We start from the raw sequence: 24,774 nt of genomic DNA on the forward strand, positions 1-24,774 counted from the left end.
AACCCTAACCCTAGACCCTAACCCTAACCCTAAGCTACGCAGGCGTGCGACACGCGCATCTCCGCGGGCTCCTTCGACGCCGCCCGCCGCGCCGCGCCCGGCATTCCCTTCGGCGTCATCGGCGCAAACGGCGCCGTGCTGGCGTCCGCCGGGGCCGAAGCCCGTTCCTTCGCATCCGGCCTGAACGCGACCGACGGCGACCTGCGTCTGTCCGCCGACAAGTCGCTGTTGCTGAACGGCCCTGCCGCCCAGGGCCGACGTCTGATCGCACAGATCAATCCGCCCGCAGACGAGCGCAACATCGCCAGCCTGCGTCTGGCGTCTGCAGACGGCGTCATCCTGGCCTCGCCGACGACGGCAGAGGTCGGCCAGAGCGTTCAGGACGTGGTCGGCCTCTCGCATGAAGGCCTGCTGGCGGACGCCAAGCCCCGGTCGATCACGCGCGGGGACAGGACGACGGATGTCTATGCCGAGGCCCTGGACCGGCATGGCCTGATCGCCATCGCCGCATCGCCCGCCCCGCTGACGGGCGGGCGCGCCATGATCAACGACGCCTGGATACTGGCCGTGCCGCTGTTCCTGGGCATTGGCATGTTGCTGCTGGTCTTGCTGCAGCGCGTGTCGCAGGCGCGGATGAGCCGCGAATGGGCCTCGTCCGAGAAACGCTTCCGCGTCGCCGTCGAAGCTGCGAAATGCGGCGTCTGGGAATGGGACCTGGCGGGCGAGGAAGTCACCCTGTCCGACTATATGGCCACCCTGCTGGGCTTTGAGAGCGGCGGCGCGGTGAAGTCCGAAACGGTGCTGGCGCGCATCCATCCCCGGTTCCGCGAAGAGGTGAAACACGCCCTGCGCCAGGCCGCCGCCTATGGCGCCTTCGCCGTCACCTTCCCGGTCCCCGACGAGGTCGGCCGCACGCGCTGGATCGACGCCCGTGGACAGGCGCGCGGCGCACGCGGCGACACAGGCTATACCGCCATTCTGGGCGTGGCCCTGGACATCACCGAGGCCCGCCGCGCCAAGGCCGCCGCCCAGGCCGCCGAAAGCCGCCTGCGTGACGGGGTCGAAAGCATCTCGGACGCCTTCGTCCTATTCGACCGGCAGGGCCGCCTGATCCTGTGGAACCAGGCGTTCGAGGACGCCTTCGGCTTTGGCCCCGGCGTCGTGCGTCGCGGCGCCCAGAAGGATGAGCTGAACCGCATCGCCGCCCTGGCCATCAAGGCCGAGCACGCCCCCGCCGACGGCCGTGCAGGCCTGCGCGAGGTCGAACTGCACGACGGGCGCTGGCTGCAACTGTCCGAGCGGTTCACCTCGGAAGGCGGCTCGGTCGTCACCGCCGCCGACATCACCGCCATCAAGCGTCAGGAAGTCGAACTGCACCGCGCCGCCGACAGCCTGCGCCAGATGGTGATCCAGTTGGAAAGCAGCCAGGAAAACCTGGCCCTGCTGGCCCGCAAGTACGAGGTCGCCATGACCCGCGCCGAGGCCGCCAATCAGGCCAAGTCCGAGTTCCTGGCCAATATGAGCCACGAACTGCGCACGCCGCTGAACGCCATCAACGGCTTCTCGGAGATCATGGCCGGCGAACTGTTCGGGCCGCTGAACGAGAAGTACAAGGGCTATGCTGGCGACATCCTGAAGTCGGGTCAGCACCTGCTCAGCCTGATCAACGACATCCTCGACATGGCCAAGATCGAGGCGGGCAAGATGACCCTGCACTACGAAGCCGTGTCGATGACCGAGATCTGCGAGGACGCGGTGCGCCTGATGCGCGGCAAGGTTCAGGACGCCGGGCTGAAGATCTATGTCGAGGCGCGCGACATCCCCGAGATCGACGCCGACCACCGCGGCGTGAAACAGATCATGCTGAACCTGATCTCCAACGCCGTGAAGTTCACACCCGAAGGCGGCTCTATCACCGTGTCGCTGAAACGGTTCGAGGGACTGGACGGCGAAGACCGCATCCGCGTCGCCTGCGCCGACACCGGCATCGGCATCGCCCCCGAAGATCTGGTCCGTCTGGCCCGCCCGTTCGAACAGGTCGAGGGCCAGCACTCCAAGACCACGCAAGGCACCGGCCTGGGCCTGGCCCTGACCAAGTCCCTGATCGAAATGCACGGCGGCCAACTGACCATGGAAAGCGAACCCGGCGTCGGCACCACCGTCAGCTTCGACCTGCCGGTGAAACGCCCGGTCAGCAACGTCGAGCCGATGATCCCCGCCTTCGCGGCGTAGCGCATTCGCCTGACGCTATGCGAGCCCGGAAAGCGATGTCGCTTTTCGACCCGTTGCGGACATTGAGAACGCCGATATAATTGCCGTATGGAAGACCCTGACAATATTGAAAGCGCTTGGGCCGGACTGCTGAACGGCACGATGATCACCTTACTTGGTGCGGCGTTTCCGGGGGTGCTCTTGTGGCAGGTCATCACTCATTGGCCTGACTTGGTGTCAGGGAGCCACGCAATGACCTCGATGGAGGTGATGCAGGGCATCGCCCTCACCGGAGTAAGTGCGCAGGTGCTGTGGTTCGGTATCAGGATGACCGCGCGCCAAGTCGCTTGGCTGCGTCAGAAGCGGCGTTGAAACCTATCAAGGGCGGCTAACTACCTTCTCAGACGCTGGGCAGGTCCGCCTGAAAGCGATCAGCCCAATGTCCGGTATTCGGCGGGACGCCAACTTCGTAAATCCTCCGTTGCGGACATTGCGGCCGCCCTGTGATCTAGTCATCACTCCAATGGAGTGCCGCTGATGATCATGATCTACGCCGTTGCGGCGCCGTTCTGGATACTGGCCTGCCTAGTCGGCGTAGCTCTCCAGCGGAGCAACGGTGTTAAGCGGCACGACCGATGGCAGCGTGGCACTTTGGGGCGATCAGTTCTGGTTTGAGCTTCGCTTCGAAGATGCCCCTCCGCTGATCCGATACTGGAGAGATGAAGTCCTCTGGCGCGAGGACCACGTCTCCTAGGCTGACATCCGCTTCCCACCCTTGGCGGACGCTCGCAACGTCTGCTGTGGAGACCCGCAGCCCTCTCTAGACCAGCTCCACGCCCATCGCGGTCGCTTCGCCGCCGCCGATGCACAGGGCGGCCATGCCCTTGGTCTTGCCGCGCGCCTTCAGGGCGGACAGCAGGGTGGTCAGGACGCGCGCTCCTGAAGCCCCGAGCGGGTGGCCCAGGGCGCAGGCGCCGCCGTTGACGTTGATCTTGTCGTGGGGGATGCCCAGCTCCTGCATGGCGATCATCGGCACGATGGCGAAGGCCTCGTTGACCTCCCACAGATCCACGTCTTCGGCGCTCCAGCCCGCCTTCTTCAGCGCCTTTTGCAGGGCGAAGACCGGGGCGGTGGTGAACAGGTGCGGCTCGTGCGCGTGGGCGGCCTGTGACACCACGCGCGCCACCGGCGTCAGACCCAGCGCCTCGGCCGTCGATTGGCGCATCATGACCAGAGCCGCAGCGCCGTCAGAGATCGAGGCGGCGGAGGCCGCGGTGATGGTGCCGTCAGCGCCGAAGGCGGGGCGCAGGTTGGGGATCTTGGACGGGTCGGACTTGGTCGGCTGTTCGTCGCGGTCCACGGTGACCGAGCCCTTGCGGGTCTTGACCTCGACCGGGGTGATTTCAGCATCGAAGCCGCCGCTGTCCTGCGCGCGCTTGGCCCGGCCCGCGCTTTCGATGGCGTAGGCGTCCTGCTGCTCGCGCGTGAACTGATAGGCCTTGGCCGTGTCCTCGGCGAACTGTCCCATCAGCTTGCCGGGGGTGTAGGCGTCCTCCAGCCCGTCCAGATACATGCTGTCGGAAATGACGTCGTGGCCGATGCGGGCGCCGCCCCGGTGCTTCTGCATCAGGTACGGGGCGTTGGTCATGGACTCCATGCCGCCCGCCACGATCACGTCGGCGGAACCGGCGGCTAGCGCATCATGCGCCATCATCGCCGCCTGCATGCCTGAGCCGCACATCTTGTTGATGGTGGTCGCCTCGGTCGAGACCGGCAGGCCCGCGCCGATGCCCGCCTGACGCGCAGGCGCCTGGCCCAGACCGGCGGGCAGGACGCAGCCCATGATGATCTGTTCGACCTTGGCGGCGTCCAGACCGGCCCGCTCCAGCGCCGCCTTCACCGCCACCGCGCCCAGATCCGTGGACTTGGCGTCGGCCAGCACGCCCTGAAACCCGCCCATCGGTGTACGGGCGTAGGAGACGATGACGACGGGATCGGCGTTGGCCATGACGGTTTCCTCTTTATCTTTGAGGGACAGATAGCGATCCGTCAGGCCCGTGTGAACCGCGAGGGCTCAGGAGAAATGCAGCCGCCTGTATTTGCCACGGAAATAGAGCAGCGGGTCGCGATGCGGCTCGAACCGCGCGCGGGTCACCCGGCCGATGAAGACCAGATGATCGCCCGCATCCACCACCTGATCGGCGTCGCACTCAAAGCTGGCCAGCGAGTTGGACAGGATGGGCGCGCCGCTGTCCCACGTCTCCCACTCGACGCCCTGAAACCGGTCGGACGACGGGCGAGCGAAGACGCCGGAGGTCGGCTGCTGGCCGATGTGCAGCACATTGACGGCGAAGTGAGGGGCCGCGCGGAACCGCTCCAGACTGGCCGAGGCCTTGGCTAGACAGAACAGGATCAAGGGCGGGTCCAGCGACACCGAGGTGAAGGAGTTGGCGGTCAGGCCGATGGGCTGGTCGTTCTCGTCTCGCGTCGTGACCACCGTGACCCCGGTGGCGAAACAGCCCATGGCGTCGCGCAGCACCCGCGCGTCCGACCCGGCCTCGTAATGCACGGCCTGACGCGGCGCGCACTGTTCCAGATAGCCCAGCAGCACGGCGGCCAGCGCGTCTGGCCCGTTCAGGTCCGCGACGGCATCGCTGGACGAAACAGGTTCGACCTTCAGCACAGCGGCGAAGGCGGCGGCTTGCGCCCCCTGCCCGACCACCAGCGAGGGGGTATTGATCTGAACCTCGGCATCCGCCGCGCCAGTCGGATCGACCAGCACCAGACCACTGAGCAGCGGCGTCTGGACGTCAGAAAACAGCTTCAGGGCCTCAGCCGCCCACGCCCCCGCCGCCACCAGCACGGGTCGGGCAGGCAGCCCCGCCAGCGCCTCACGCAGACGCGGCAGGACATCGACCGCATCGACCAGACGCGGCATCAGGACATGGCGTCCCGCCCCCGCCAGAACCTCGGCGCACGCGCGCCAGTCGGCGCTGTCCGCCTCAGTCGTGCAGATCACGACCGCCGGATCGTCCGTGCGACCCCAGGATTGGAAATCAAGTTCGTGCATGTCCGCCCATAGACCGGCCCATCAACCGGACCTCCTGCCCGACGCCGCGCCTGTATGGCAAGCCGCGTTTCAGTTCAGGCGCCGCAAATCAGCCCCCGGATTAAAGCGGACGCATGTTTCATGCTTGTGCCGGAACCCCACAGCGGTTCCGGCCAAACGATCGTGCGCTAATCGCATCTTCGACGCACTGGCCGCTTGCGTTCGGCGTCGCGGTTATAGAAGGGTCTTGGCCGTCAGGCGCAGTGTCTGACCTTGCCCTCACGCTCAGATACGATCTGGTCACGAGCTTACCCAATGTCCGAAGAATTCTACCGCATGCGGCGGTTGCCGCCCTACGTCATTGCTGAAGTCAATGCGATGCGAGCGGCGGCACGAGCGGCGGGCGAGGACGTGATCGACCTTGGCATGGGCAACCCGGACCTGCCCCCGCCCCAGCACGTGATCGACAAGCTGATCGAGGTGGCCAGCAAGCCTGACGCCCACGGCTATTCGCAGTCCAAGGGCATTCCGGGCCTGCGCCGCGCCCAGGCCAACTATTACGGCCGCCGCTTCGGCGTCGACGTCGACCCCGAGAGCGAGGTCATCGTCACCATGGGCTCCAAGGAAGGTCTGGCCAGTCTGGCCACCGCCATCACCGAGCCGGGCGATGTGATCCTGGCGCCCAATCCGTCCTATCCGATCCACACCTTCGGCTTCATCATCGCCGGGGCCACGATCCGCAGCGTGCCGACCACGCCCGATGAGAAATATTTCGAGGCGCTGGAGCGGGCCATGGCCTTCACCGTGCCTCGGCCCAAGATCCTGGTGATGAACTATCCGTCGAACCCGACGGCGGAGACGGTCGATCTGGCCTTCTATGAACGCGCCGTCGCCTTCGCCAAGGCCAACGACCTGTGGATCATCAGCGATCTGGCCTATTCGGAGCTGTATTACGACGGCAAGCCCACCGTCTCGATCCTGCAGGTGCCGGGCGCCAAGGACGTGGCGATCGAGTTCACCTCCCTGTCCAAGACCTACAGCATGGCGGGCTGGCGCATCGGTTTCGCGGTCGGCAACAAGAAGCTGATCGCGGCCATGTCGCGGGTGAAGTCCTATCTGGACTATGGCGCCTTCACGCCCATTCAGGCGGCGGCCTGTGCGGCGCTGAACGGACCGCAGGACATCGTCGACAAGAACCGCGAACTGTACCACCGCCGTCGCGACGTGCTGGTCGACAGCTTCGCCCGCGCCGGCTGGGAAATCCCCAAGCCTGCCGCCTCCATGTTCGCCTGGGCGCCGCTTCCGCCCGCGCTGGCGCACCTGGGCAGTCTTGAATTCTCCAAACAGCTGCTGGTCCACGCCAAGGTCGCGGTCGCGGCGGGCGTCGGCTACGGCGAAAACGGCGAAGGCTTCGTCCGCATCGCCATGGTCGAGAACGAGCAGCGCATCCGTCAGGCCGCGCGCAACATCAAGGTGTTCCTGAAGTCGCGGGGCGTGAACGTTCCGCCCGGACGTGTTGGGGACTGATCGTGTCGAGGGCTGATCGCCCTTGAACCTGACGCGGCTTCACCGCCGAGCGGCCCATAAGGAAAGCCCCCGTCGATGAGATCGACGGGGGCTTTTTAGTCTTGGAAAAGCGCGTTGGTCTTAGAAGCGCTTGGAGACCTGAACGCCGTAGGTGCGAGGCTCGTTGACGAAGGCGGTCAGGTTGTTGAAGTCGATGGCGCCGATGACATTGGCTTCATCGGTGATGTTGCGGACGTAAACGGCGGCTTCCAGACCGCGGTTCAGGTCGCGCCAGCCTGCGCGCAGGCCGCCTTCGAAGCTGGTGTCCACCTTGAACTCAACCGCGTTGTACAGGAACAGGTTGAAGTCCTTTTGCATGACCCAGTCGGTCGAGGCGAACAGCTCGGTGTCGTTGCCCAGCGCGCGGACGTAGTTCAGCGTCAGGTTGGCGGTGTATTCCGGCGCCTGCGGGAACGGGTTGCCGTCGATCTTGGCGCGGTTCTGGCCCGCGACATTGACGATCGGATCGGTGACCGTGCAGCCGCCGGTGCAGATGGCGACCAGCAGGTTCTTGTCCTTGATCTCGGTGTGGTTCCACGCCGCGCCAGCCGACAGGCTGAAGCCTGCGCCCAGATAGACGTCGCCGTCGAATTCCAGGCCATAACCTTCGCCCTTCTCGGCGTTGATCAGGCGGTTGGAGTTGTCGGCGCCGCCGATGGCGGTGAACTGCATGTCGTCGACTTCGTAGATGTAGGCCGTGCCGTTCAGGCGCGCGCGGCCATCCCACAGACGGCTCTTGAAGCCGGCTTCATAGGACATCACCGTTTCCGAGTTCGCCGTGGTCAGGACCGGCAGGTTGCGGCCCTGGATCGACGGACCGCGGTAACCCTTGGCCACGCGGGCGAACAGGTTCACCGCATCGTTGACTTCATACAGGGCGCTGACGTCCCAGCTGACCTGCTCGTCGCCGACCGAGATCGCGCCCTGGCCGTTCGCAGGCGAGCCGATGGTGATGCGGCCCAGATAGTCGCGGTTGTCTTCGGTGTAGCGAACGCCCGCCGTCACCTTCAGGGCGTCGGTCACGCGGTAGTTGGCCTGACCGAACACCGACCAGGAGTCGGACTTCTGGGTGATGTCGGTCACCTTGGTCGGGATCAGACCGCCAACGCCGTTGAAGGTGCCCGAGACCAGGTTGATGCGCTCCTGCCAGTAGAAGGCGCCGAGCTGCCAGCCCAGACGATTGTCGCCGTTCGAAGCCAGACGCAGTTCATAGGTGTTCTGCTGCAGGTCGCTGGACAGGGTGCCGCTTTCGACATTGTACGGCGTCTTGTAGGGCGAACCCGCCGGAGCCGAGGCCACGCCGCCGTCGATGTCGCCATCGCCTGCCGACGAACCCTGGTAGGCGCCGACCACGCCCGTCAGGGTCGCGGGGCCGAAGTCATAGTTGACCTGCAGGGTTTCCGAGGTCGTCTTCTGACGCTGGAAGTTGTTGCGGCCGCCGTCGTACCAGACCGTCTTGCGGTCGAAGTTGTCGTTCAGCTTGTTGGAGCCCTTGGTGAAGGCGTTGGCGCGGTTCATCGTGCCGGTGCCGTCATAGTCGCGGGCCTGCAGGGTCAGCAGGGCCGACAGGCGCTCGGTCGGGGTCCAGGCGACGTGAACGCGTCCGGCGATGTCGTCAAAGTTGCCCAGATCCTTGCCGTCCTTCTTGGCGAAGGGCGCGTCATAGGCGTTGTTGACCCAGTCATCGCGGTGGTTCCACAGACCCGACACGCGCATCGACAGAGTGTCCGACAGCGGCAGGGTGACGCCGGCTTCGGCGCGGGTCGAACCCAGGTTGCCGTAGGTCAGCGAGCCATAGCCCGTCAGGTCGTCCGACGGCTTGACGGTGTCGATCTTGACCACGCCTGCCGGGGTGTTGCGACCGAACAGGGTGCCCTGCGGACCGCGCAGCACTTCCAGCTGCTGCACGTCGAACATCGGGAAGCCCTTCAGGTAGACGCTTTCCAGCACCACGTCGTCCAGCACGACCGAAACCGGCTGCGAGGCGGTGAAGTCGAAGTCCACATTGCCCAGGCCGCGGATGTAGAAGCGCGGAGCGTAACGGCCGTTCGAGCTTTCGATCTGCAGGCTGGGGACGCGGCCCGACAGCGACAAGATGTCTGCGCCGCCAGCAGCGATGGTCGTCAGGGTTTCCTGATTCATCGCCGTGACCGCGAACGGCACTTCACGGATGTTCTCGCTGCGACGCTGAGCGGTGACGACGATGTCGTCGATGTTGGCGGCGTTCGACGGCGCATCGGCCGACTGGGCCAGAGCCGGAGCGGCAAGAAGAAGGGCAAAGCTGCTGACCGATACGGCGAGCGCGGTGAGACGATGTGACATGAAATGAGTATCCCCGGGGAAGAAGCGGCTCCCTCTAGGCGCGGCGCGACCGAACCTCCATGTATGAACAGTGTTCTTTTATGAAGATTTGACGACGCGACCACAGGCCGCGGAAAACAGTCGTTCCGTTCGCGCAATCCACGCCCGCAGCGTTGCGCCACGGGGAAAATGATGGAAATAAACTCGGCCGTGCCAAGCTTTGCCCCCCTGCCCCACCGCCGACGCCTGCTGCAGGGGCTGGCCGCAGCCGCCTTCGCCGCCCCCGTCATCGCCCACACAGCTCAGGCGGATTCGCCCCCTGTCAGCACAGCCCCTGTCATGGGCCGCATTCTGGCGATGTCGGACATCCATTCGGCCTATGACCGTCTGGGGCCGCTTCTGGCCGCGCTGGAGGCCGAGGTCGCTTCCCAGCCCGTGCCGCACATCATCGCCATCGACGGCGACAGCTTCGAACACGGCAATGTCGTCACCGTCCGTTCCGGCGGCGTCATCGACTGGGCCTTTCTGGCCGAACTACCCCGGATCGCGCCGACCGTCTTCAACATCGGCAACCACGACAACGACATCACCCCGGAACTGGCCGAGGTCGTCGCCCGCCTGCAGGGACTGGGCGTCACGGTCGTCAGCAACATCATCGACACCCGCACCGGCGCCCTGTTCGCACCTTCCGCCGTCGATGTTCCGTTCGGGCCAAACCGGACCCTGCGCGTCGTCGGCGTGGGCACCAACTCGATCAACACCTATCCCGCAGCCAGCCGCCCCAGCCTGAACATCCCCGTTCCCGGCGAATGGGCGCGGGCCAATCTGGCCGAGGCCATAAAGGGTGCGGACCATGTGCTGGTCCTCAGCCACGCGGGCGTGTCCAAGGACCGCGAGATCCTGCCCCTGCTGCCCGATGGCGCACACATGATCGGCGGGCATAACCATCTGCTGTTCCAGCATCGCCAGGGCCGCAGCCTGTACGCCCACACTGGGTCGTGGGCCGCCGCCTATACGACCCTGACCCTGCGGACCGATGGCACGGGCGAGGTTGCGTCCACGCCGGTTTCGGCAACCGCCGCCCCGTCGCCGCGCATCGCAAACCTGATCGCCTCGACCCTGGCCACGACCCTGACGCCGGAAGAAACCGCCGTGATCGGCATGTCGCCCGCCGCCCTGTCGCTGGGCGACACCGGACGCGCCGTCGCCGCCGCCTTGGCGCGGGCCGCAGGCGCACAGGCAGGCTTCATCGGCCACACCACACTGGGCACCGGCCTGCCTGACGGTCCCGTCTCACGCTACGCCTTCGACGCCATCGTCCGTTTCGACGGCAAGCTGATGGTCGCCGAGGTCACGCCCGAGCGTCTGGCCCAGTTGATGCGTCGCGCCAATCAGGACCGGCCCATCCCCTTCGCCGACCGTCTGGGCGACTTCGTCTATGGGGCGACGCTGGATGCCCCTGCGACGGGTCCGATCCGCATCGTCACCAACGACTGGTGCGCGACCAACCAGTCCGAATATTTCGGCGTCACCGATCTGGTCTTCACCGAGGTTCCCGACCTGAAGGTCAAGGCCGTGGCGACCGCAGCGATCCAGCACCGCTGATCGCCGCGACGTGACACGACGGCCCGGGTTCAACCGGCATTCGTTGCGACCTCCCCAGATCGTCATTCCGGGGCTGAGCGGAGCGAGGAACCCGGAACCCAGGATCACGGTCGCGCCACCAGACGCATTCAACGTCAGATGTGGGCCTCCTGGGTTCCGGGTTCGTCCTTCGGACGCCCCGGAATGACGCAGGATATTCTTGGCCCTATCCGTTCGGCAGGGTCACATCGCCGGTGCGGTGCAGCTTGCCCCACGCCTGTCCCAGCCCCGACACCGCCCGCGTCAGGGCGCGCCAGACGACGATGTACATGATCTGGCGATAGACGATCCGCTGGGTCGGCAGCAGCCACAGGTCGCCGCGTTTCTCACGATCGAACCCGTAGGCGATCCAGCCCGCCAGCAGCTCCAGCCCGGTGAAGGCCACATAGACGGCCAGGGTGAACCACAGCATCGGATTGGGCGCGGCGCTGACGTCGGAATGCTGCAGCGTCGACAGCCACGTCAGCCCCTGAATCACCAACGCCAGCAGCATCTGCAGGTCGATCAGCGGCGCCAGCACCTGCCCCATGATCTGGAACAGCCACAGGCTGGGCAGGGCCAGCTTGCCGAACCAGCCGTGACGGAACAGCGACCGCCGGTGCTTCCACAGGCATTGCAGGGTGCCGAAGCTCCAGCGGAAACGCTGTTTCAACAGGCCGTTCAGACTGGACGGGGCTTCGGTGAAGGCCAAAGCCTCCGGTTCATTGGCGATGACCCAACCGGCCTCACGCACCCGCCACGTCAGGTCCATGTCCTCAGCCAGGGTGTCGGAACGATAGCCGCCCAGCGCCTTCAGCCCCTCGGTGCGCCATGCGCCGATAGCGCCCGGCACCACGGTGACCGCATTCAGCAGGGCCAGCGCCCGGCGGTCGATGTTCTGGCTGGTGATGTATTCGATCGACTGCCAGCGCGTAACCAGGCCCCGGCGGTTGCCCACCTTCACATTGCCCGCGACCGCACCGACAGCGGGATCAACGAACCAGGCGGCCAGCCGCGCCAAGGCATCGATGGACAGCTGGGTGTCGGCGTCCACGCCCACCACGACCGGGGCAGTCGCCTCCATCAAGGCCAGGTTCAGGGCCGAGGCCTTGCCGCCGTTCGGCTTGGTGCGGATCAACACGCGCGGATCGGCGCCATAGACCGAGGTCACCGCCTGAAGCGTGCCGTCGCTCGACCCGTCATCGATGACGATGACCCGCACATCCACGCCCTCGCTGCTCAACAGGCTGGAGACAGTGCGGTTGATGACCGTCTCTTCGTTATAGGCGGCGACCAGCACATCGATGCGGGGCGGGGCGGCGCCCTCGACCGGTTCCGGCGGGCGGCGACGACGGCGCGACGCCAGCGCCAGCATCAGCACGATCCGCGCCAGTCCCAGCGCAATCGCCAGGGTGAAGCCCCAGAACAGCACCACCCCCATGAAGTGCGAGAAGCCAAAGGCCGCTGAGTCCGCCGCAATCAGCGACTGCTCATTGGCCGGCAGAGGCGGCATGGTCTGTTCCGGCGTCTGCCCGACCAGTCCGCCGATTGTCGTCAACTGATAGCCCCGTGCACGCAGGGCGTCGATCAACTGAGGCAGGGCTGCGACCGTCGCCGACCGATCCCCGCCCGCATCATGCAGCAGCACGGCGTGCCCGGCGCTGGCCTGGGCCAGGACGTCATCGATGATCTGCTGCGGCTGCAGGCGACGCGGTTTTCCATCCGGTCCGATCCGCGTCAGGTTCCAGTCGTTGGGGTCGATAGACTCGCCCGCCGTGGTGTAGCCCAGCCGCGACGCCACCGCGATCGGCAGGATTTCGCCATAGGTTTCAGGCTCTGAGTCGGCGTTGTAGGGTGGTCTGAACAGGGTGATCTGACGATGCAGAATGCTCTCCAGCGCCCGATCCGTCGCCGTCAGCTCCAACTGCACCCGCTGGTCATCGACATGGGCCATGTTGGGGTGGGTGAAGGAGTGGTTGCCGATCTCGTGCCCCTCGGCATAGACGCGCCGCACCAGATCGGGATTGGCCGCCGCATTGCCGCCGATCATGAAGAAGGTCGCCTTCACCCCCTTGGCCTTCAGAATATCCAGAACCTTGGGCGTCCACTGCGGATCGGGGCCGTCGTCAAAGGTCAGGGCCAGGGTGTGATCGGGCGCGCCGGTGCGCCGCACCGTCCAGGCCGATGGCCAGCGTTTCCACACCTCGTCGACGATCAGACCACTGGCCGGATCGACCTCAATGTTGCGCTGACCGGGGTGCGGGGTGTCGATGACGTTCAGCAACTCTCCCTGACCGGTGAAGGCGATCTGCTGCTTCAGGGTCACGTTCGACAGGGCTGAGGCCAGCTGAGCCTGCGGCACGGCGTTGCGGCCGAAGATATGCCAGGTGGTCGGGTCTTCCTCTCCCAACGCCCACAGGGCGGCGCCGCGCAGCCCCCTGCCCCGGCTGATGGTCATGGCATTGGCCACAGATGTCGCATCCTGCAGCCAGACCTCGTGCTTGCGCCCCTGATCATCGGTGTAACGGAAGGTCGGCTGCAGGGCCTGGTCGTCAAAGTCCATGACCTTGGCCGGATCATCGTCCGGGCGGTAACCGCGCGCCGTCGCCAGCGCCGCCGTGGTCGTCAGGGATTCCGCCGACGAACCGTCATCGCGCCAGTCATAGGCATAGACGCCGATGCCCAGGATCAGCCGATCCGCTGGCACCAGACTGGTGAACCGCTCCAGCGCCTTGTGCACGAAGCCGATGGACGAGATCGGTCCCGGCTGGCTGTCCTCGCCATGCTCGTCATAGGCCATGATGGGGGCGTAATCGACGACATCAGCCAGCGCCCTGATGTCATGGTCGCTCATGCTGACTTCCAGCGCGATCGACAGTTCTTTGCCCTGGGTGTTCAGGCGGCTGCGAAGTTGGGCCAGCCATGGCGTCAGGCGCGCGATCTGGCTGGGCGTCAGCAGTTCAAAGTCGATCTGAAGGCCTGCGTACTGGTTGGTCTGCACAAAGCCGACCAGACGATCCATCACGCGCTGGCTGTTCTCTGGGGCCAGCATCTGGTCGATGCGGGCGCTGTCGAACTGGCCTTCGGTCGCATTGCTGACGACCGGAACGATGCGCACGCCATTGGTGCGGGCCGCCGCGACCAGGGCGTTGGTCGTCGGGCTGGTCTGCGGGTTCCAGTCCGACGTGAGGATGTCCTGACCATCCGGCCGCACCTGGATCCAGGTCGGATAGACGTGCGTCAAGTTCTTGGCATGGCGCACGAAGGAATCCAGCGCCCCGTCTTCCCACGGCGCGAACCAGGCGCCTGCGATGGCGGCGTCCTGTCCGGCTGAAACCGGCTTTTTGCGGCGATCCTCGACAGAGATGTGGCGCAACAGGGCATGCTCGGCCCCATGCAGGTGCTGCGCAAAGGCCGTCTGCACCGGGGCCGTGAACGAAACCCCCGTCAAACGCGGCAGGATCACCAGACTGGCGATGAAGCTGACCAGCACCACCGTGGCCAGGCAGGCGGCGGCCACCGCGGCCCACCGCAGCCGCCGCGCGCGCCGCCCCGTCGCATCCAGAAACACGGACGGTTCGTGATGATCAGCGCGCGAAGGATCGGACATGCAGCATCTATAGAGCGGCCGCGCTTAATTGCGCGTCACTTTGCCGCATAAGAGCGAAGAACGGCGAGATGTGGGCCTTGCGATCCCCGCGCCCAACTGGCCTGATGCCAGCTCTTTAAGAGCGCAGACGGGCGACGAGCCATTGGAGGATCGGGCCTCCATCATCTTTATCCACCGAAGCCATACGACGTGAATTTGAGTTTCATGTCACTAATGGTTAACACCCCCGCGAACTCACTGGCGAGTTGTCCCGGACAGCGAGATCAACGTCGATCCTAGGATCGCGCCATACCCTCAAAGTAACGTCCTTCGGAGCGCGCGTGCTTATCTTGGCGATCGGATTTGTCGTAACGGCCAGCGCAGTTCTCGCCTTCCTGCTGCTTGACGACCGCCTGAAAATCTCCGCCCGCCGCCAGCGCCGCAAAGACCGCGCCGCCAACCGCGCCCGCTCCAAGGCCGAGGGCCGGTTCTAGGCGGCGCTATCGGTTAGACGCCGTCAGCGGACAGACGCAGCACGGCTCGAAGCCGGTCGAACATATTTTTGGGAGAGATGGCGCACCCGAAGAGATTCGAACTCCTGACCCCCAGATTCGTAGTCTGGTGCTCTATCCAGCTGAGCTACGGGTGCGTCTGCCTCGCGGCGAGGGCGGGTCTGTAGCGGCTCACATCGAATGGTGCAAGCGCTGTCCCGGCTTTTTCCGCTCGGCGAGAACAAACAATGTGATTCCGGAGACATTTCTCTCCGAAAGTCACCCTCTAATGTTGCTTATCAACGCGCCTGCGCCTCGTCGATTCTCTCTTAAGGATCGAATTCTAGACCGGTGCCTGTAATCCTCTCCTATTCTCAGCCACCCCAAGTCGCCCAACGCATAATGAAGGCGTCATCAGCCATTCGCCGCCCACTGTGCGACCATGGCGTCCAGCACATCGACCGGCAGAGGACCGGAGGCCAGGATCAGGTCGTTGTATTTGCGCAGGTCGAAACGATCGCCCAGCGTGGCGCGGGCCTTTTCGCGTGAGGCCAGGATACCCTGTTTGCCGACCATGAAACTGCAGGCCTGACCCGGATAGACGCAGTAGCGGTCGATCTCGCGTTCGGCGGCGTCGCGGTGTTCGCCCGCATTGGCGACCATCCAGTCGATGGCCTGATCACGCGTCCAGCGCGCGTGGTGAAGGCCCGTGTCGACGACCACGCGGCAGGCGCGGAACAACTGCCCCTGCAGATAGCCGATGCGGCCGAACGGGTCGTTCTCATAGGCGCCGATCTCATCGGCCAGCTGTTCGGCATAGAGCGCCCAGCCCTCGGTCCAGGCCGAGAACCGCACCGTGCGGCGGAACAGGGACAACTCGCCAGCGGCCTTCAAAGCGCTGAACTGGAAATGGTGGCCCGGAATGCCTTCGTGATGCAGCAGGGTCGGGATGCGCCACAGGGCGTTTTCTTCGACCGAGCGCAGATTGATGAAGATGACCGACGGCTGGGCCGGGTCGTTGCTGGCGCTGTAGAAGCCGCCCGGCGCGCCATTTTCGATGGCGGGCGAGACGCGCCGAACCACGACCGGATCGTTCGGAATAACCGTGAAGCCGCGCGGCAGGCAGGCGCGCACCACGTCCAGACGCGCATTGGCGGCATCGATAATGGACTGGCGACCCGCCTCTGTATCCGGCTTCAGGAAGCGTGGGTCCTGGTCCAGTTTGGTCATGCGTTCGCCGACGCTGCCCTCGGTCAGACCCTGTTCGCGCAGCAACCGGTCGATCTCTGACGACAGGTCACGCACCCATTTCAGGCCCAACTGGTGCAGTTCCGCAGGGGTGTAGCTGGCGGTCGTGTTCGAGTGCAGGCCCGAAACATAATAGGCCTCGCCGTCCGGCTTGGCCCAAACGCCCGCCTGATCCGTGGCGCGCGGCTTCAGGGCCGACAGGACGTCGATCTGGCGTGCCAGGGCGGGCTGAATCCGGGCGCGGAACACGGCCTCTGCGCGGGTCGGAAGATCATTAAGACCGGCAGAACGCGCACGTTCGAACGCCGAGGCCAGCAGTGGGTTTTCGTCCGTCGGCGTGTCGCGCAGCTTGCCGATCTGCGCCACCGTCTTGGCCAGGATGAAGCTGGGCGGGATGACGCCCAGACCGGCGTCATGGACGATCTGTTCGGTTTCCTGATCCAGCACCACGGCCAGTTGGTTCAGCTTGGCCAGATAGGCGTCGGCGTCCGCCCCCGTGGCCATCGGCGAGCGCGAACTGATACCTTCGGGCAGCCAATAATAGGCGCCGTTCATCTGGCTGACCACATAGGGGCTGGGGCGCAGGTTGATGTCGGAGAAGCCGTAGCGCCCGTACTGATCGTCCATCGCCTGATAGACAAACAGGGCCGTGTCGTAGTCGACGGCGGCGCGAGGCGACAGGCCCGCACGGTCCACAGTACGCAGTTCCGCCAGACGCGCGGCATTGGCCTGACGCGCCTTGGCCCGCCCGGCCAGAGAATAGTCGCCCAGACGATCCGATCCCCCGTCCTGCTCGCTCAGGGCTTCAGCATGACGCTCCAGCATCGCTGCCAGACGGCGGTCGGCGGACGCGTCGCCCAAAGCGGCGCCCGTGCTGGCGCAAGCCGACAACGGCGTCAGAACACCCAGCGCCGCAGCACCGGCCAGAAGATCACGACGACGCATTACGCAGCACTCCATTGTCGCACCATGGCGTCCAGAACCTCCATCGGAAGCGGTCCGGAACGCAGGATCAGATTATTGTAGTCGCCAAGGGCGAACCGACCGCCCATCGCAGCCCTGGCCGTTTCGCGCGACGCCACCAGTTGCTGCTTGCCGACCATGAAACAGCAGGCCTGCCCCGGATAGACGCAGTAACGGTCGACTTCTCGCGCCGTCGGGCCGGGCAACTCGCCGACGACATCCACCATATAGGCGACCGCCTGATCGCGGCTCCAGCGTTCGTGGTGCAGGCCCGTGTCGACGACCACGCGCCCCGCGCGCCACAACTGGGCCTGCAGATAGCCGATGCGGCCGAACGGATCGTCCTGATAGGCGCCGATCTCATCGGCCATATGTTCGGCATAGAGCGCCCAGCCCTCTGTCCAGGCCGAGAAGCGCGCCGTACGGCGGAAGGCCGACAGGGCGCCCGCGTCGCGCATCACCGCCGATTGGGTGTGGTGTCCAGGCACGCCCTCATGGTGGATCAGGGTCGGCAGGCGCCACGACGGCAGGTCGCTGGGCGTCTTCAGGTTCAGCAGCACGCCCCCCGGCGCCCCGTCATGGCCGGCGTTGTAGAAGGCGACGGGCGAACTGTCTTCGCTGGTGCGCGGCATGCGCCGCACCTCGACCGGCGTGTCGATCAGCGGGCTCAAAGCGCGTGGCAGACGCCCCCGCGCCGCCGCCAGATAAGCCGCGGCCTGTTGCTTGACCGCGGCGCGACCCTGATCCGTATCCGGCTGACGGAAACGCGGGTCGATGTTCAGGGCGGCGATGCGTTCTCCAACCGATCCTTCGGTCAGGCCGACGGCACGCAGATCGTGGTCGATCTCGTGGCTGAGATCGCGCACCCAGCCCAGGCCCATCCGGTGCAAGTCTGCGGGCGGGATGCTGGTCGTCGTATTGGCCCGCAGGGATGAGGCGTAGTTGGCCTCTCCGTCCGGCTGAGCCCAGACGCCCGCCGTCGAGACGGCGTGCGTCGTCAGGGTCTGCAGCGCCGCCGCCTGACGATCCAGCGCAGGCGCGACCAGCTGGCGGAACTGCTGCACGGCCTGCGCCGCCAGTTCAGGATCGGCAGAGACGGCGCGCGACAGCAGGGGATTGGCGGCAGGCTCGCTGTCACGCAATCCCCGAACCTGTGTCAGGGTCGAGGCCAGGACGAAATCAGGCGGTATCACACCCTGCCCGCCGTCGTGCAGGATGCGTTCGCTTTCCTGATCAACGCCCCGCGCAAGGGCGGCGATATTGTCCAGATAGGCGCTGCGGCTGGCGGCATCGTCCGGCTTCAACCGCGCGCCCAGTTGCGACGGCAGCCAGTAGTAGGCGCCGTTCATCTGGCTGACCACATAGGGGCTGGGACGCAGGTCCAGATCGATCGTGCCGGGCCGCGCCAGTTGATCGTCCAGCACGCTGTAGACAAAGGCGGCGGTGTCGCGGTCGATCCGGGCGGTCACTGACAGGCTGTCGCGCGACACGGTCGCCAGCTCAGCCATCCGCTGAGTGTTGCTGCGGCGGGCGGTCGCCCTGCCCTCCAGTGACCGATCGCCGACAGGGCCGTCGTCATCCCCGCCGAGCGCTCGCAGCGATAGCGAATGCCGATCCAGCATGGCGGCCAGTCGGGTGTCGTCCGGCCCCGCTGCACCCGCCGCCCTCGCCGCATCACCCGTGATCCCCGTCGCCGCAGCCGCCGCCGCGACGCCTGCCAGCATCTGCCGCCGGTTCATGCCCCAATTCCCCGTCCGACGCCGCGCACGTCCATCAGGCTTCGCTCAGCCAGCGGTCGATCTTGGCTTCCAGCACGTCCAGCGGCAGGGCGCCCGTGTCCAGAATCTGGTCGTGGAAACGCCTGATGTCGAAGGCGGAGCCCTGCGCCTGTTCGCTGCGCTGACGCAGTTCCTGAATCTTCAGTTCGCCGATCTTGTAGGCGCAGGCCTGACCGGCGTTGGTGATGTAACGGTCGATCTCGACGGCCACGTCACGCTCGGCCATCGAGGTGTTGGCCAGCATATAGTCGATGGCCTGCTGACGGTCCCAACGCAGGGCGTGCAGGCCCGTATCCACCACCAGACGCACGGCCCGCAGCATCTCCATGTCCAGATGACCGAACCATTGATAGGGGTCGGCGAACAGGCCCAGATCCTTGCCCAGAGACTCGGCGTACAGGCCCCAGCCCTCGCTGTAGGCGGTCGCCGGCGCCAGACGGAAACGCAACAGGTCCGGCAGGCTGGCGTCCTCCTGAACCAACGAGATCTGGTAGTGGTGGCCCGGCACGCCCTCGTGCAGCGCCAGGGTCTCCAGCGTCGGAATGGGACGCGTGTTCAGCATCGCCATGTTGAAATAGAGCACGCCCGGCTGTGACGCGTCAGGCGGACCGGGACGATAGTAGCCCGTGCCCCTCTGGTCGCCCAGCGCAGGCAGGGGACGCACCTCGAACGCCGCCTTGGGCCGCCGCGAGAACAGTTCGGGCATCTTCTGCCAGACCTTGGCCTCGATGCGTTCGAAGTGAGCAATCAGATCGGCGGGCTTGGTGTAATAGAAGCTGGGCTCGGTGCGGACGTGCTCGAAGAAGGCGGACAGGTCGCCCTGGAAACCGGCGGCGCGGCGGGCGCCTTCCAGCTCTTCGCGAATGCTGGCGACCTCTTTCAGGCCGACGCGGTGAATGTCCTCGGCGGCCATGGTCGTGGTGGTGTGGCGGACCAGATCGGAGGCATAGACCCGAGCCCCGTCCTTCATCGCCCACAGGCCCGCGCCCTCGGTGGCGGTGGGCAGGTATTCATCACGCAGGAAGTCGCGCCACACGGCATAGGCCGGATAGGCGCGCTGCTCCACGGCCTGACGATAGGCCGCCTCCAGACGTGAGCGGTCCGCCTCTGAAACAGAAGCCGGGAAACGGGTGACCGGCGAATAGAGCGGGCTCTGATCAACCGGCAGGGACAGGAAGGCCTCGACCTGCCCCAGAACATTTCGGACCACGATGCGCGGCTGGTGATAGCCCGCCGCCATGCCCTGACGCAGACGTGCGACGGTTGCGGTCATGAAGCCGGTGAAGCCGTCCAGCTGCACCAGCCGGTCCTCGTAATCCTGAACCGTGTCGAAGCCGCTGGCCGAGGACATATAGTCAGGGAACTCGACATGCAGGCCGAACGAGGCGTTCAGTGGAGCCATACGACGGATGGCGAAGACGCCGCTGTCGATATCCTCCAGCGCCTTTTCGGCCTGATAGCGGAAGACGTCGTAGGCGATCTGATCGCCGGGTGGCAGGGCTTCGCGGTCAATCGCGGCCAGGGCGCGCAGTTCGCCGCGCTTGTTCTGCTCCAGCTTGGCCGCATAGGCGTCGCTGAGGGGATCGACGAACAGGTCGCCGATCGGACGCTCTCCACGCCGGGCCAGTCCCAGCGGATTGAGCGCATCGTCCGCCCGCTGACCGTCACGGACCACCTGGGCGAAGCGGGCGCGGACATCGTCCTGGCCCAGAATGGCGGCCGAGACCGGCGTGGACATGACCACCGCAGCCGTTGCGGCGCCTGCCGCGCCCAGAAGCAATTCACGCCGTCTCATAAGCCATTCCTCTTTGTACTGATGCAGCTCCCGGCCCTGACGACCGGGAGCTGCGCCATGCGCGAAATACGCCGCGCACTTCCCTCTGAAACGCAACACAGAGGGACCAACGGCGATCATGGGGCCATCATCGCCGTCAAGCCTTGCCTGAAGTCGCTATCAGAAGCGCGACGTCAGACCCACGAAGTAACGCCGTCCCAGGGTGTCATAGGTCGACGGATCGGTGTTGGCCTGGATGCCCGGCGTCCAGGTGCGAGGCGCCTGGTCCGTCAGGTTGTTGACGCCTGCACGCAGCGAGATGCGTTCGTTCACTGTCCAGGTGCCCATCAGGTCGAAGTAGTCGATGGCGTCCAGCTTGTTGGCGGTGTTGTAGATCTGCATTTCGCCAACCCGGCGCCAGCGGACGCCCAGGCCGTAATCGCCGAACTTGTAGTTCACCGACGTCAGGAACTTCCATTCCGGGAAGGTGAAGCCGTTGGTCGAGTCGATCGTGCCGGTGCGGACGTTGAACGGACCGCCAGCGGCGTCCTGACGCTCCCAGGTCTCCAGCCAGCCGACCACGAAGTTGAGGTTCAGCGAACCAACATCGGGCAGACCCGCATCGACCAGATCAAAGCCCCAGTCCACCTGCAGGTCGACGCCCGAGGTCTTCATCGTCGCCAGGTTCTGCAGCAGGCCCAGGCTGTTGATGATGCTGCCCGTAGCGGCGTCACGTTGGAACAGCTGGCAATAGCCGTTGTTCACATCATAGGTGGGGTTGGTCTGACCCGTGGCGTTGAAGCAGCCCTGCAGCTGGTTAGCGGCCGTGATGCTGCCGATCACGTCCTTGATCTCGATGCTGTAGTAGTCGACCGAGGCCGAAACGCGCGACAGCAGCGGGTGATCGAACTTCGGACGATAGACGGCGCCCAGGGTCCAGGAGTCAGCCGTTTCTTCCTTCAGATCGCGATTGCCGCCGACAAAGCCCTGAATCTGAGTGCTGTTGAAGACATAGCTTTCGATGGCGGCGGGCGAGAGGCCCTGCGCCAGGCACAATGCCTTCACCTGTTCCTTGTTCGGACCATTGCGGTAGGCGCCGCGGGTGTCGCACGGGTCGCCGCCGAACACCGGATTGCCCGCTGCGTTCAGAGGCGCGCCAATCTGCGGAGAATCGATGTCGCGGTTGCCGTACAGTTCGCCGATGGACGGCGCACGGACGGCGCGCTGCAGGCCGCCGCGAACGCGCAGGCCGTCGAACACAGCCCAGTCGACATCAGCCTTGTAGGCGCTGACGCCGCCGATGGTGGCGTAGTCCGAGTAGCGATAGGCCAGGTTCAGATCCAGGCTCTGCACGAACGGCAGGGCAGCCACGACCGGGATCAGGGCTTCGACGAAGAACTCGGTCGAGTTGGTCGAACCCGTCAGGGGCTGGACCGGGTTGAAGCCTGCGACTTCCACGCCGCCGATCTTGCCGCCGTCCGGCAAACCATTGGCGCCCAGGTGGTCGACGATCGGATTGCTCTGCGACAGGCCCGAGTCCGGACGGAAGGAGAAGGTGTCCTCACGATACTGGACGCCCGCTGCGAAACGCACCTGACCAGCCGGCAGTTCGAACAGGCCGCCCTGGATCGAGGCCTCGACGATCGACTGCTCGCTGAGGGTGGCGTTCTTGCTGTTGCGGTTGATGTAGTTGACGCAGGCCGCCGACAGCGTGGTCAGGCCGAACGGATTGAAGCCGCCTTCGCAGATGTTGGCGCCGCCGGTGGGATCGTCCAGCAGACGTTGAACCGCCGAACGCGACACGTTGCCCGACTGTTCGGTCGAGTTATCGACACGGCCGTACTGGGCGCTGACGTCATAGCGCCAGTCGCGGAACGGCAGGTCGCCGCGCACGCCGGTCGTCACCTGGAAGACCGTGGTGCTGTCGCGGGCCAGACGGCCGCCGATGGCGTCGAAACGCTTGTTATAGCCGAACGACGCATTCGGATCGGCCCGCGAGTTCAGGAAGGCGCGCAGGTCGCTCGAAATGAAGGGGTTGGTCGACGGAATGCGGAAGCCGTAGGTCGGTGACGGACCAGGCATCGGCGTTGCGGCCAGACGGATGTCAGACGAATACTGGGTGTACAGCATGTTGCCGTACAGTTCCGCAGAGTCCGTCAGCTTGTAGCGCGCGCCGGCATAGCCGTTCCAGCGCTCCAGCGGGATGCTGAGCATGCCGGTTGCGCCCGTGTTGAACGCCCAGGCGACGCCCGGCTGGTGATAGGCGTCATAGGCGGGGCCGCCCGGGCTCTTGAAGTTGTGCGCGCCCAGATAGCTGAACAGCGAACCGTCCGGGTTATAGCCGAACTCGCCCGTCGGCGTGACGCAGCTGGCGCAGTTCAGATAGGTGTTGAGGAACGACTGACTGGGCAGATTGGCCCCGTCGAAGGTCGTCAGACCCAGAGGCGATACGCTGTTGCGGCCCGACACGGCCGAGAAGTCGCGCGCCACGCTCATGATGGCTTCACGGGTCGAACGGCCGATTGAGAAGACGGCGTTGCCGCGGTCGTCGTTGAAGTTGCCGCCCATGGTGATGGTGTAGCTTTGGGTCGCGCCGTCGCCGCGTTCCGTCTCGCCGTACTGGGCGTCGATGTGAACGCCCGAGAAGCTTTCATCGATGATGAAGTTGGCCACCCCCGCCAGGGCGTCCGAGCCATAGGCTGCCGAGGCGCCGCCGGAGATGACCTCGACGTTGCGGATCAGCGCGGCGGGCAGGATGTTGATATCGACCGTGCCGTTGGCGTTGGACGGCACGAGGCGGCGGCCGTTCATCAGCACCAGGGTGCGGTTGGTGCCCAGACCACGCAGGTTCAGGTTGGCCTGACCGCCGTTGCCGGGGTTGACCGAACCGTGGCTGGTGCCCGGCATGAACTGCGGCATGTCGTTCATCAGGGTTTCGGCCGTCACCGAACCCGCCGCCTGGAAGTCTTCACGACCGACCGTGACGATGGGGCTGGTGGAGTTGTAGTCCTGACGGACGATGCGCGAGCCCGTAACGACGACCTCGCCGAGGGAGGAGACGCCGTCCGTGTCTTCGGTCTGGGCGGCGGCAGGGGCTGCGGCGAAGGCGATGGCGGCGAACCCGCCGATCATGGTGGACGCCAACAGGCGCTGTCGCGTGAAACTGCAAATCAAGACTGAAACTCCAGAACAATATTCGTGTGTTGAAGGACGCCACGGACAGAGCCCAGGGCGAAAAGGATTGCGCCCCTAGTCGAGGCTGGCCGTGGCCTCGATCTCGACGAGGAAGTCCGGCAGGGCCAGACCGGAAACCCCGACGACCGTGTTGGGCGCAGGCGTGGCTCCGGCATAGAAACGGTTGATCGCGCCGACCACGATCCCGAGTTTTTCGGGCGTATTGTCAACGATATAAGTCCGAAGACGCACCAGGTTTCCTGCATCTGCACCCGCCTCGGCCAGGACGGCGGACAGGTTCTGCAGCGCCGTTTCGACCTGAAGAGCCAGATCACCCTCGCCGACGACATTGCACTGGGCGTCCCAGGCGACCTGTCCCGCCAGATGCAGGGTGCGGCCGCCTTCCTGAAGCGCCGCATGGGAGAAGCCGAACGGCACGCTTTCATAAAGATGGGGCGGATTGATCTTGGTGATGGGCATGGTCGTCTCCGCTCAATCGACCAGTTCGAGCTGATGCCCGAAGGGGTCCTGGATGTAGAGGTTCTTCTTGCCGGCCAGCGGGCCTTCGGCGATCTCGATCACCTCCAGCGGCGTGCAGCCGTGCTGCGCCAGCCAGGCGGCGGCGGCTTCGACATCATCGACCTTGAACGCCAGGTGATGACCGCCGCGATCGCAGTTGCGCGGCACGTCCTGACGCCGATCCGACGGCTTGTCGTACTGGACCAGCTGGAAGTTGAGATTGTCGCTCAGCTTCAACATGACCAGCGTCAGACGCGCGCCGGAAACCCCGACATGCGACGCCATCCAATCGCGCCCATCATCCCCGACCGGCAGGTCCGCTGCATCCAGCGGCCCCATGCGATAGAGTTCCGTCGCCCCCAGCACATCGCGATAGAATGCGAGTGCGGCGTCCAGATCCGGAACCGTCCATGACACATGATCGACAACGTTGAACGTAGGTCGACCGCCCTCCCCGGCAGTGTGGTTCTCAGCCATAACCTTCCCCT

15 protein-coding genes and 1 tRNA gene are annotated in these 24,774 nt (G+C 65.5%); 5 read left to right on the top strand and 11 right to left on the bottom strand.

Features of this window, described 5'->3' with window-relative positions; translation table 11 throughout:
• Nucleotides 1–135: 135 nt before the first annotated feature.
• Together QZ281_RS07545 and QZ281_RS07550 are read left to right on the top strand one after the other, a co-directional pair.
• A complete protein-coding gene (locus QZ281_RS07545) occupies nucleotides 136–2,232 on the top strand; it encodes an ATP-binding protein (protein WP_292226704.1) in 2,097 nt (698 codons plus the stop codon).
• An 87-nt stretch (nucleotides 2,233–2,319) separates the two neighbouring features.
• Nucleotides 2,320–2,583 carry a hypothetical protein gene (locus QZ281_RS07550; RefSeq protein WP_292226706.1) on the top strand — a complete coding sequence of 88 codons (264 nt, stop codon included), beginning with the start codon at nucleotides 2,320–2,322 and terminating at the stop codon, nucleotides 2,581–2,583.
• A 448-nt stretch (nucleotides 2,584–3,031) separates the two neighbouring features.
• Here QZ281_RS07550 and QZ281_RS07555 read toward each other — a convergent pair whose 3' ends face one another.
• Together QZ281_RS07555 and QZ281_RS07560 are read right to left on the bottom strand one after the other, a co-directional pair.
• A complete protein-coding gene (locus tag QZ281_RS07555) occupies nucleotides 3,032–4,219 on the bottom strand; it encodes an acetyl-CoA C-acyltransferase (RefSeq protein ID WP_292226708.1) in 1,188 nt (395 codons plus the stop codon).
• Nucleotides 4,220–4,285: 66 nt separating this feature from the next.
• Nucleotides 4,286–5,281, bottom strand: a complete 996-nt coding sequence (locus QZ281_RS07560) for a flavin reductase family protein (protein ID WP_292226709.1) — start codon at nucleotides 5,279–5,281, stop codon at nucleotides 4,286–4,288.
• Between the two features lie 294 nt (nucleotides 5,282–5,575).
• Here QZ281_RS07560 and QZ281_RS07565 point away from each other — a divergent pair, with 294 nt between their 5' ends.
• Nucleotides 5,576–6,787, top strand: a complete 1,212-nt coding sequence (locus QZ281_RS07565) for an LL-diaminopimelate aminotransferase (protein ID WP_292226710.1) — start codon at nucleotides 5,576–5,578, stop codon at nucleotides 6,785–6,787.
• Between the two features lie 120 nt (nucleotides 6,788–6,907).
• On the opposite strand, the gene QZ281_RS07570 is transcribed toward QZ281_RS07565, so the two are convergent.
• Nucleotides 6,908–9,148, bottom strand: coding sequence for a TonB-dependent receptor (locus QZ281_RS07570; RefSeq protein ID WP_292226712.1), 2,241 nt, complete (start codon nucleotides 9,146–9,148; stop codon nucleotides 6,908–6,910).
• 189 nt (nucleotides 9,149–9,337) lie between these two features.
• Here QZ281_RS07570 and QZ281_RS07575 point away from each other — a divergent pair, with 189 nt between their 5' ends.
• Nucleotides 9,338–10,732, top strand: coding sequence for a metallophosphoesterase (locus QZ281_RS07575; RefSeq protein ID WP_292226713.1), 1,395 nt, complete (start codon nucleotides 9,338–9,340; stop codon nucleotides 10,730–10,732).
• Between the two features lie 205 nt (nucleotides 10,733–10,937).
• Here the strand turns inward: QZ281_RS07575 and QZ281_RS07580 are convergent, their stop codons facing one another.
• A complete protein-coding gene (locus QZ281_RS07580) occupies nucleotides 10,938–14,360 on the bottom strand; it encodes a polysaccharide deacetylase family protein (protein WP_292226714.1) in 3,423 nt (1,140 codons plus the stop codon).
• 320 nt (nucleotides 14,361–14,680) lie between these two features.
• Here QZ281_RS07580 and QZ281_RS07585 point away from each other — a divergent pair, with 320 nt between their 5' ends.
• Nucleotides 14,681–14,833 carry a hypothetical protein gene (locus QZ281_RS07585; RefSeq protein ID WP_292226715.1) on the top strand — a complete coding sequence of 51 codons (153 nt, stop codon included), beginning with the start codon at nucleotides 14,681–14,683 and terminating at the stop codon, nucleotides 14,831–14,833.
• 78 nt (nucleotides 14,834–14,911) lie between these two features.
• Here QZ281_RS07585 and QZ281_RS07590 read toward each other — a convergent pair.
• The 7 genes from QZ281_RS07590 to QZ281_RS07620 all read right to left on the bottom strand — a co-directional run bounded on the left by QZ281_RS07590 (nucleotide 14,912) and on the right by QZ281_RS07620 (nucleotide 24,763).
• Nucleotides 14,912–14,988, bottom strand: a tRNA-Arg gene (locus tag QZ281_RS07590).
• Nucleotides 14,989–15,244: 256 nt separating this feature from the next.
• A complete protein-coding gene (locus QZ281_RS07595; RefSeq protein WP_292226716.1) occupies nucleotides 15,245–17,023 on the bottom strand; it encodes a DUF885 family protein in 1,779 nt (592 codons plus the stop codon).
• A complete protein-coding gene (locus QZ281_RS07600) occupies nucleotides 17,023–18,780 on the bottom strand; it encodes a DUF885 domain-containing protein (RefSeq protein ID WP_292226719.1) in 1,758 nt (585 codons plus the stop codon). The genes QZ281_RS07595 and QZ281_RS07600 overlap by 1 nt, the downstream gene beginning before the upstream one ends.
• Nucleotides 18,781–18,814: 34 nt before the next feature.
• Entirely contained in the window at nucleotides 18,815–20,614 is a 1,800-nt protein-coding gene (locus QZ281_RS07605) for a DUF885 domain-containing protein (RefSeq protein ID WP_292226722.1), read from the bottom strand.
• A 159-nt stretch (nucleotides 20,615–20,773) separates the two neighbouring features.
• Nucleotides 20,774–23,767: a TonB-dependent receptor gene (locus QZ281_RS07610; RefSeq protein ID WP_292226725.1), complete on the bottom strand. Its 2,994-nt coding sequence runs from the start codon at nucleotides 23,765–23,767 to the stop codon at nucleotides 20,774–20,776.
• A gap of 75 nt (nucleotides 23,768–23,842) precedes the next feature.
• Complete coding sequence (locus QZ281_RS07615; protein ID WP_292226727.1) at nucleotides 23,843–24,247, bottom strand: RidA family protein; 405 nt, start codon at nucleotides 24,245–24,247, stop codon at nucleotides 23,843–23,845.
• A gap of 12 nt (nucleotides 24,248–24,259) precedes the next feature.
• Entirely contained in the window at nucleotides 24,260–24,763 is a 504-nt protein-coding gene (locus QZ281_RS07620) for a VOC family protein (RefSeq protein WP_292226729.1), read from the bottom strand.
• Nucleotides 24,764–24,774 lie beyond the last annotated feature (11 nt).

The sequence above is a fragment of the Brevundimonas sp. genome (genome assembly GCF_018608325.1).
Classification (GTDB): Bacteria; Pseudomonadota; Alphaproteobacteria; order Caulobacterales; family Caulobacteraceae; genus Brevundimonas.

Coding starts and splice junctions, on each gene's coding strand:
- QZ281_RS07615 (WP_292226727.1), bottom strand. CDS start 24,247: ATGCCCATCACCAAGATCAATCCGCCCCATCTTTATGAAAGCGTGCCG.
- QZ281_RS07560 (WP_292226709.1), bottom strand. CDS start 5,281: ATGCACGAACTTGATTTCCAATCCTGGGGTCGCACGGACGATCCGGCG.
- QZ281_RS07570 (WP_292226712.1), bottom strand. CDS start 9,148: ATGTCACATCGTCTCACCGCGCTCGCCGTATCGGTCAGCAGCTTTGCC.
- QZ281_RS07600 (WP_292226719.1), bottom strand. CDS start 18,780: ATGAACCGGCGGCAGATGCTGGCAGGCGTCGCGGCGGCGGCTGCGGCG.
- QZ281_RS07620 (WP_292226729.1), bottom strand. CDS start 24,763: ATGGCTGAGAACCACACTGCCGGGGAGGGCGGTCGACCTACGTTCAAC.
- QZ281_RS07555 (WP_292226708.1), bottom strand. CDS start 4,219: ATGGCCAACGCCGATCCCGTCGTCATCGTCTCCTACGCCCGTACACCG.
- QZ281_RS07595 (WP_292226716.1), bottom strand. CDS start 17,023: ATGCGTCGTCGTGATCTTCTGGCCGGTGCTGCGGCGCTGGGTGTTCTG.
- QZ281_RS07550 (WP_292226706.1), top strand. CDS start 2,320: ATGGAAGACCCTGACAATATTGAAAGCGCTTGGGCCGGACTGCTGAAC.
- QZ281_RS07605 (WP_292226722.1), bottom strand. CDS start 20,614: ATGAGACGGCGTGAATTGCTTCTGGGCGCGGCAGGCGCCGCAACGGCT.
- QZ281_RS07565 (WP_292226710.1), top strand. CDS start 5,576: ATGTCCGAAGAATTCTACCGCATGCGGCGGTTGCCGCCCTACGTCATT.
- QZ281_RS07580 (WP_292226714.1), bottom strand. CDS start 14,360: ATGTCCGATCCTTCGCGCGCTGATCATCACGAACCGTCCGTGTTTCTG.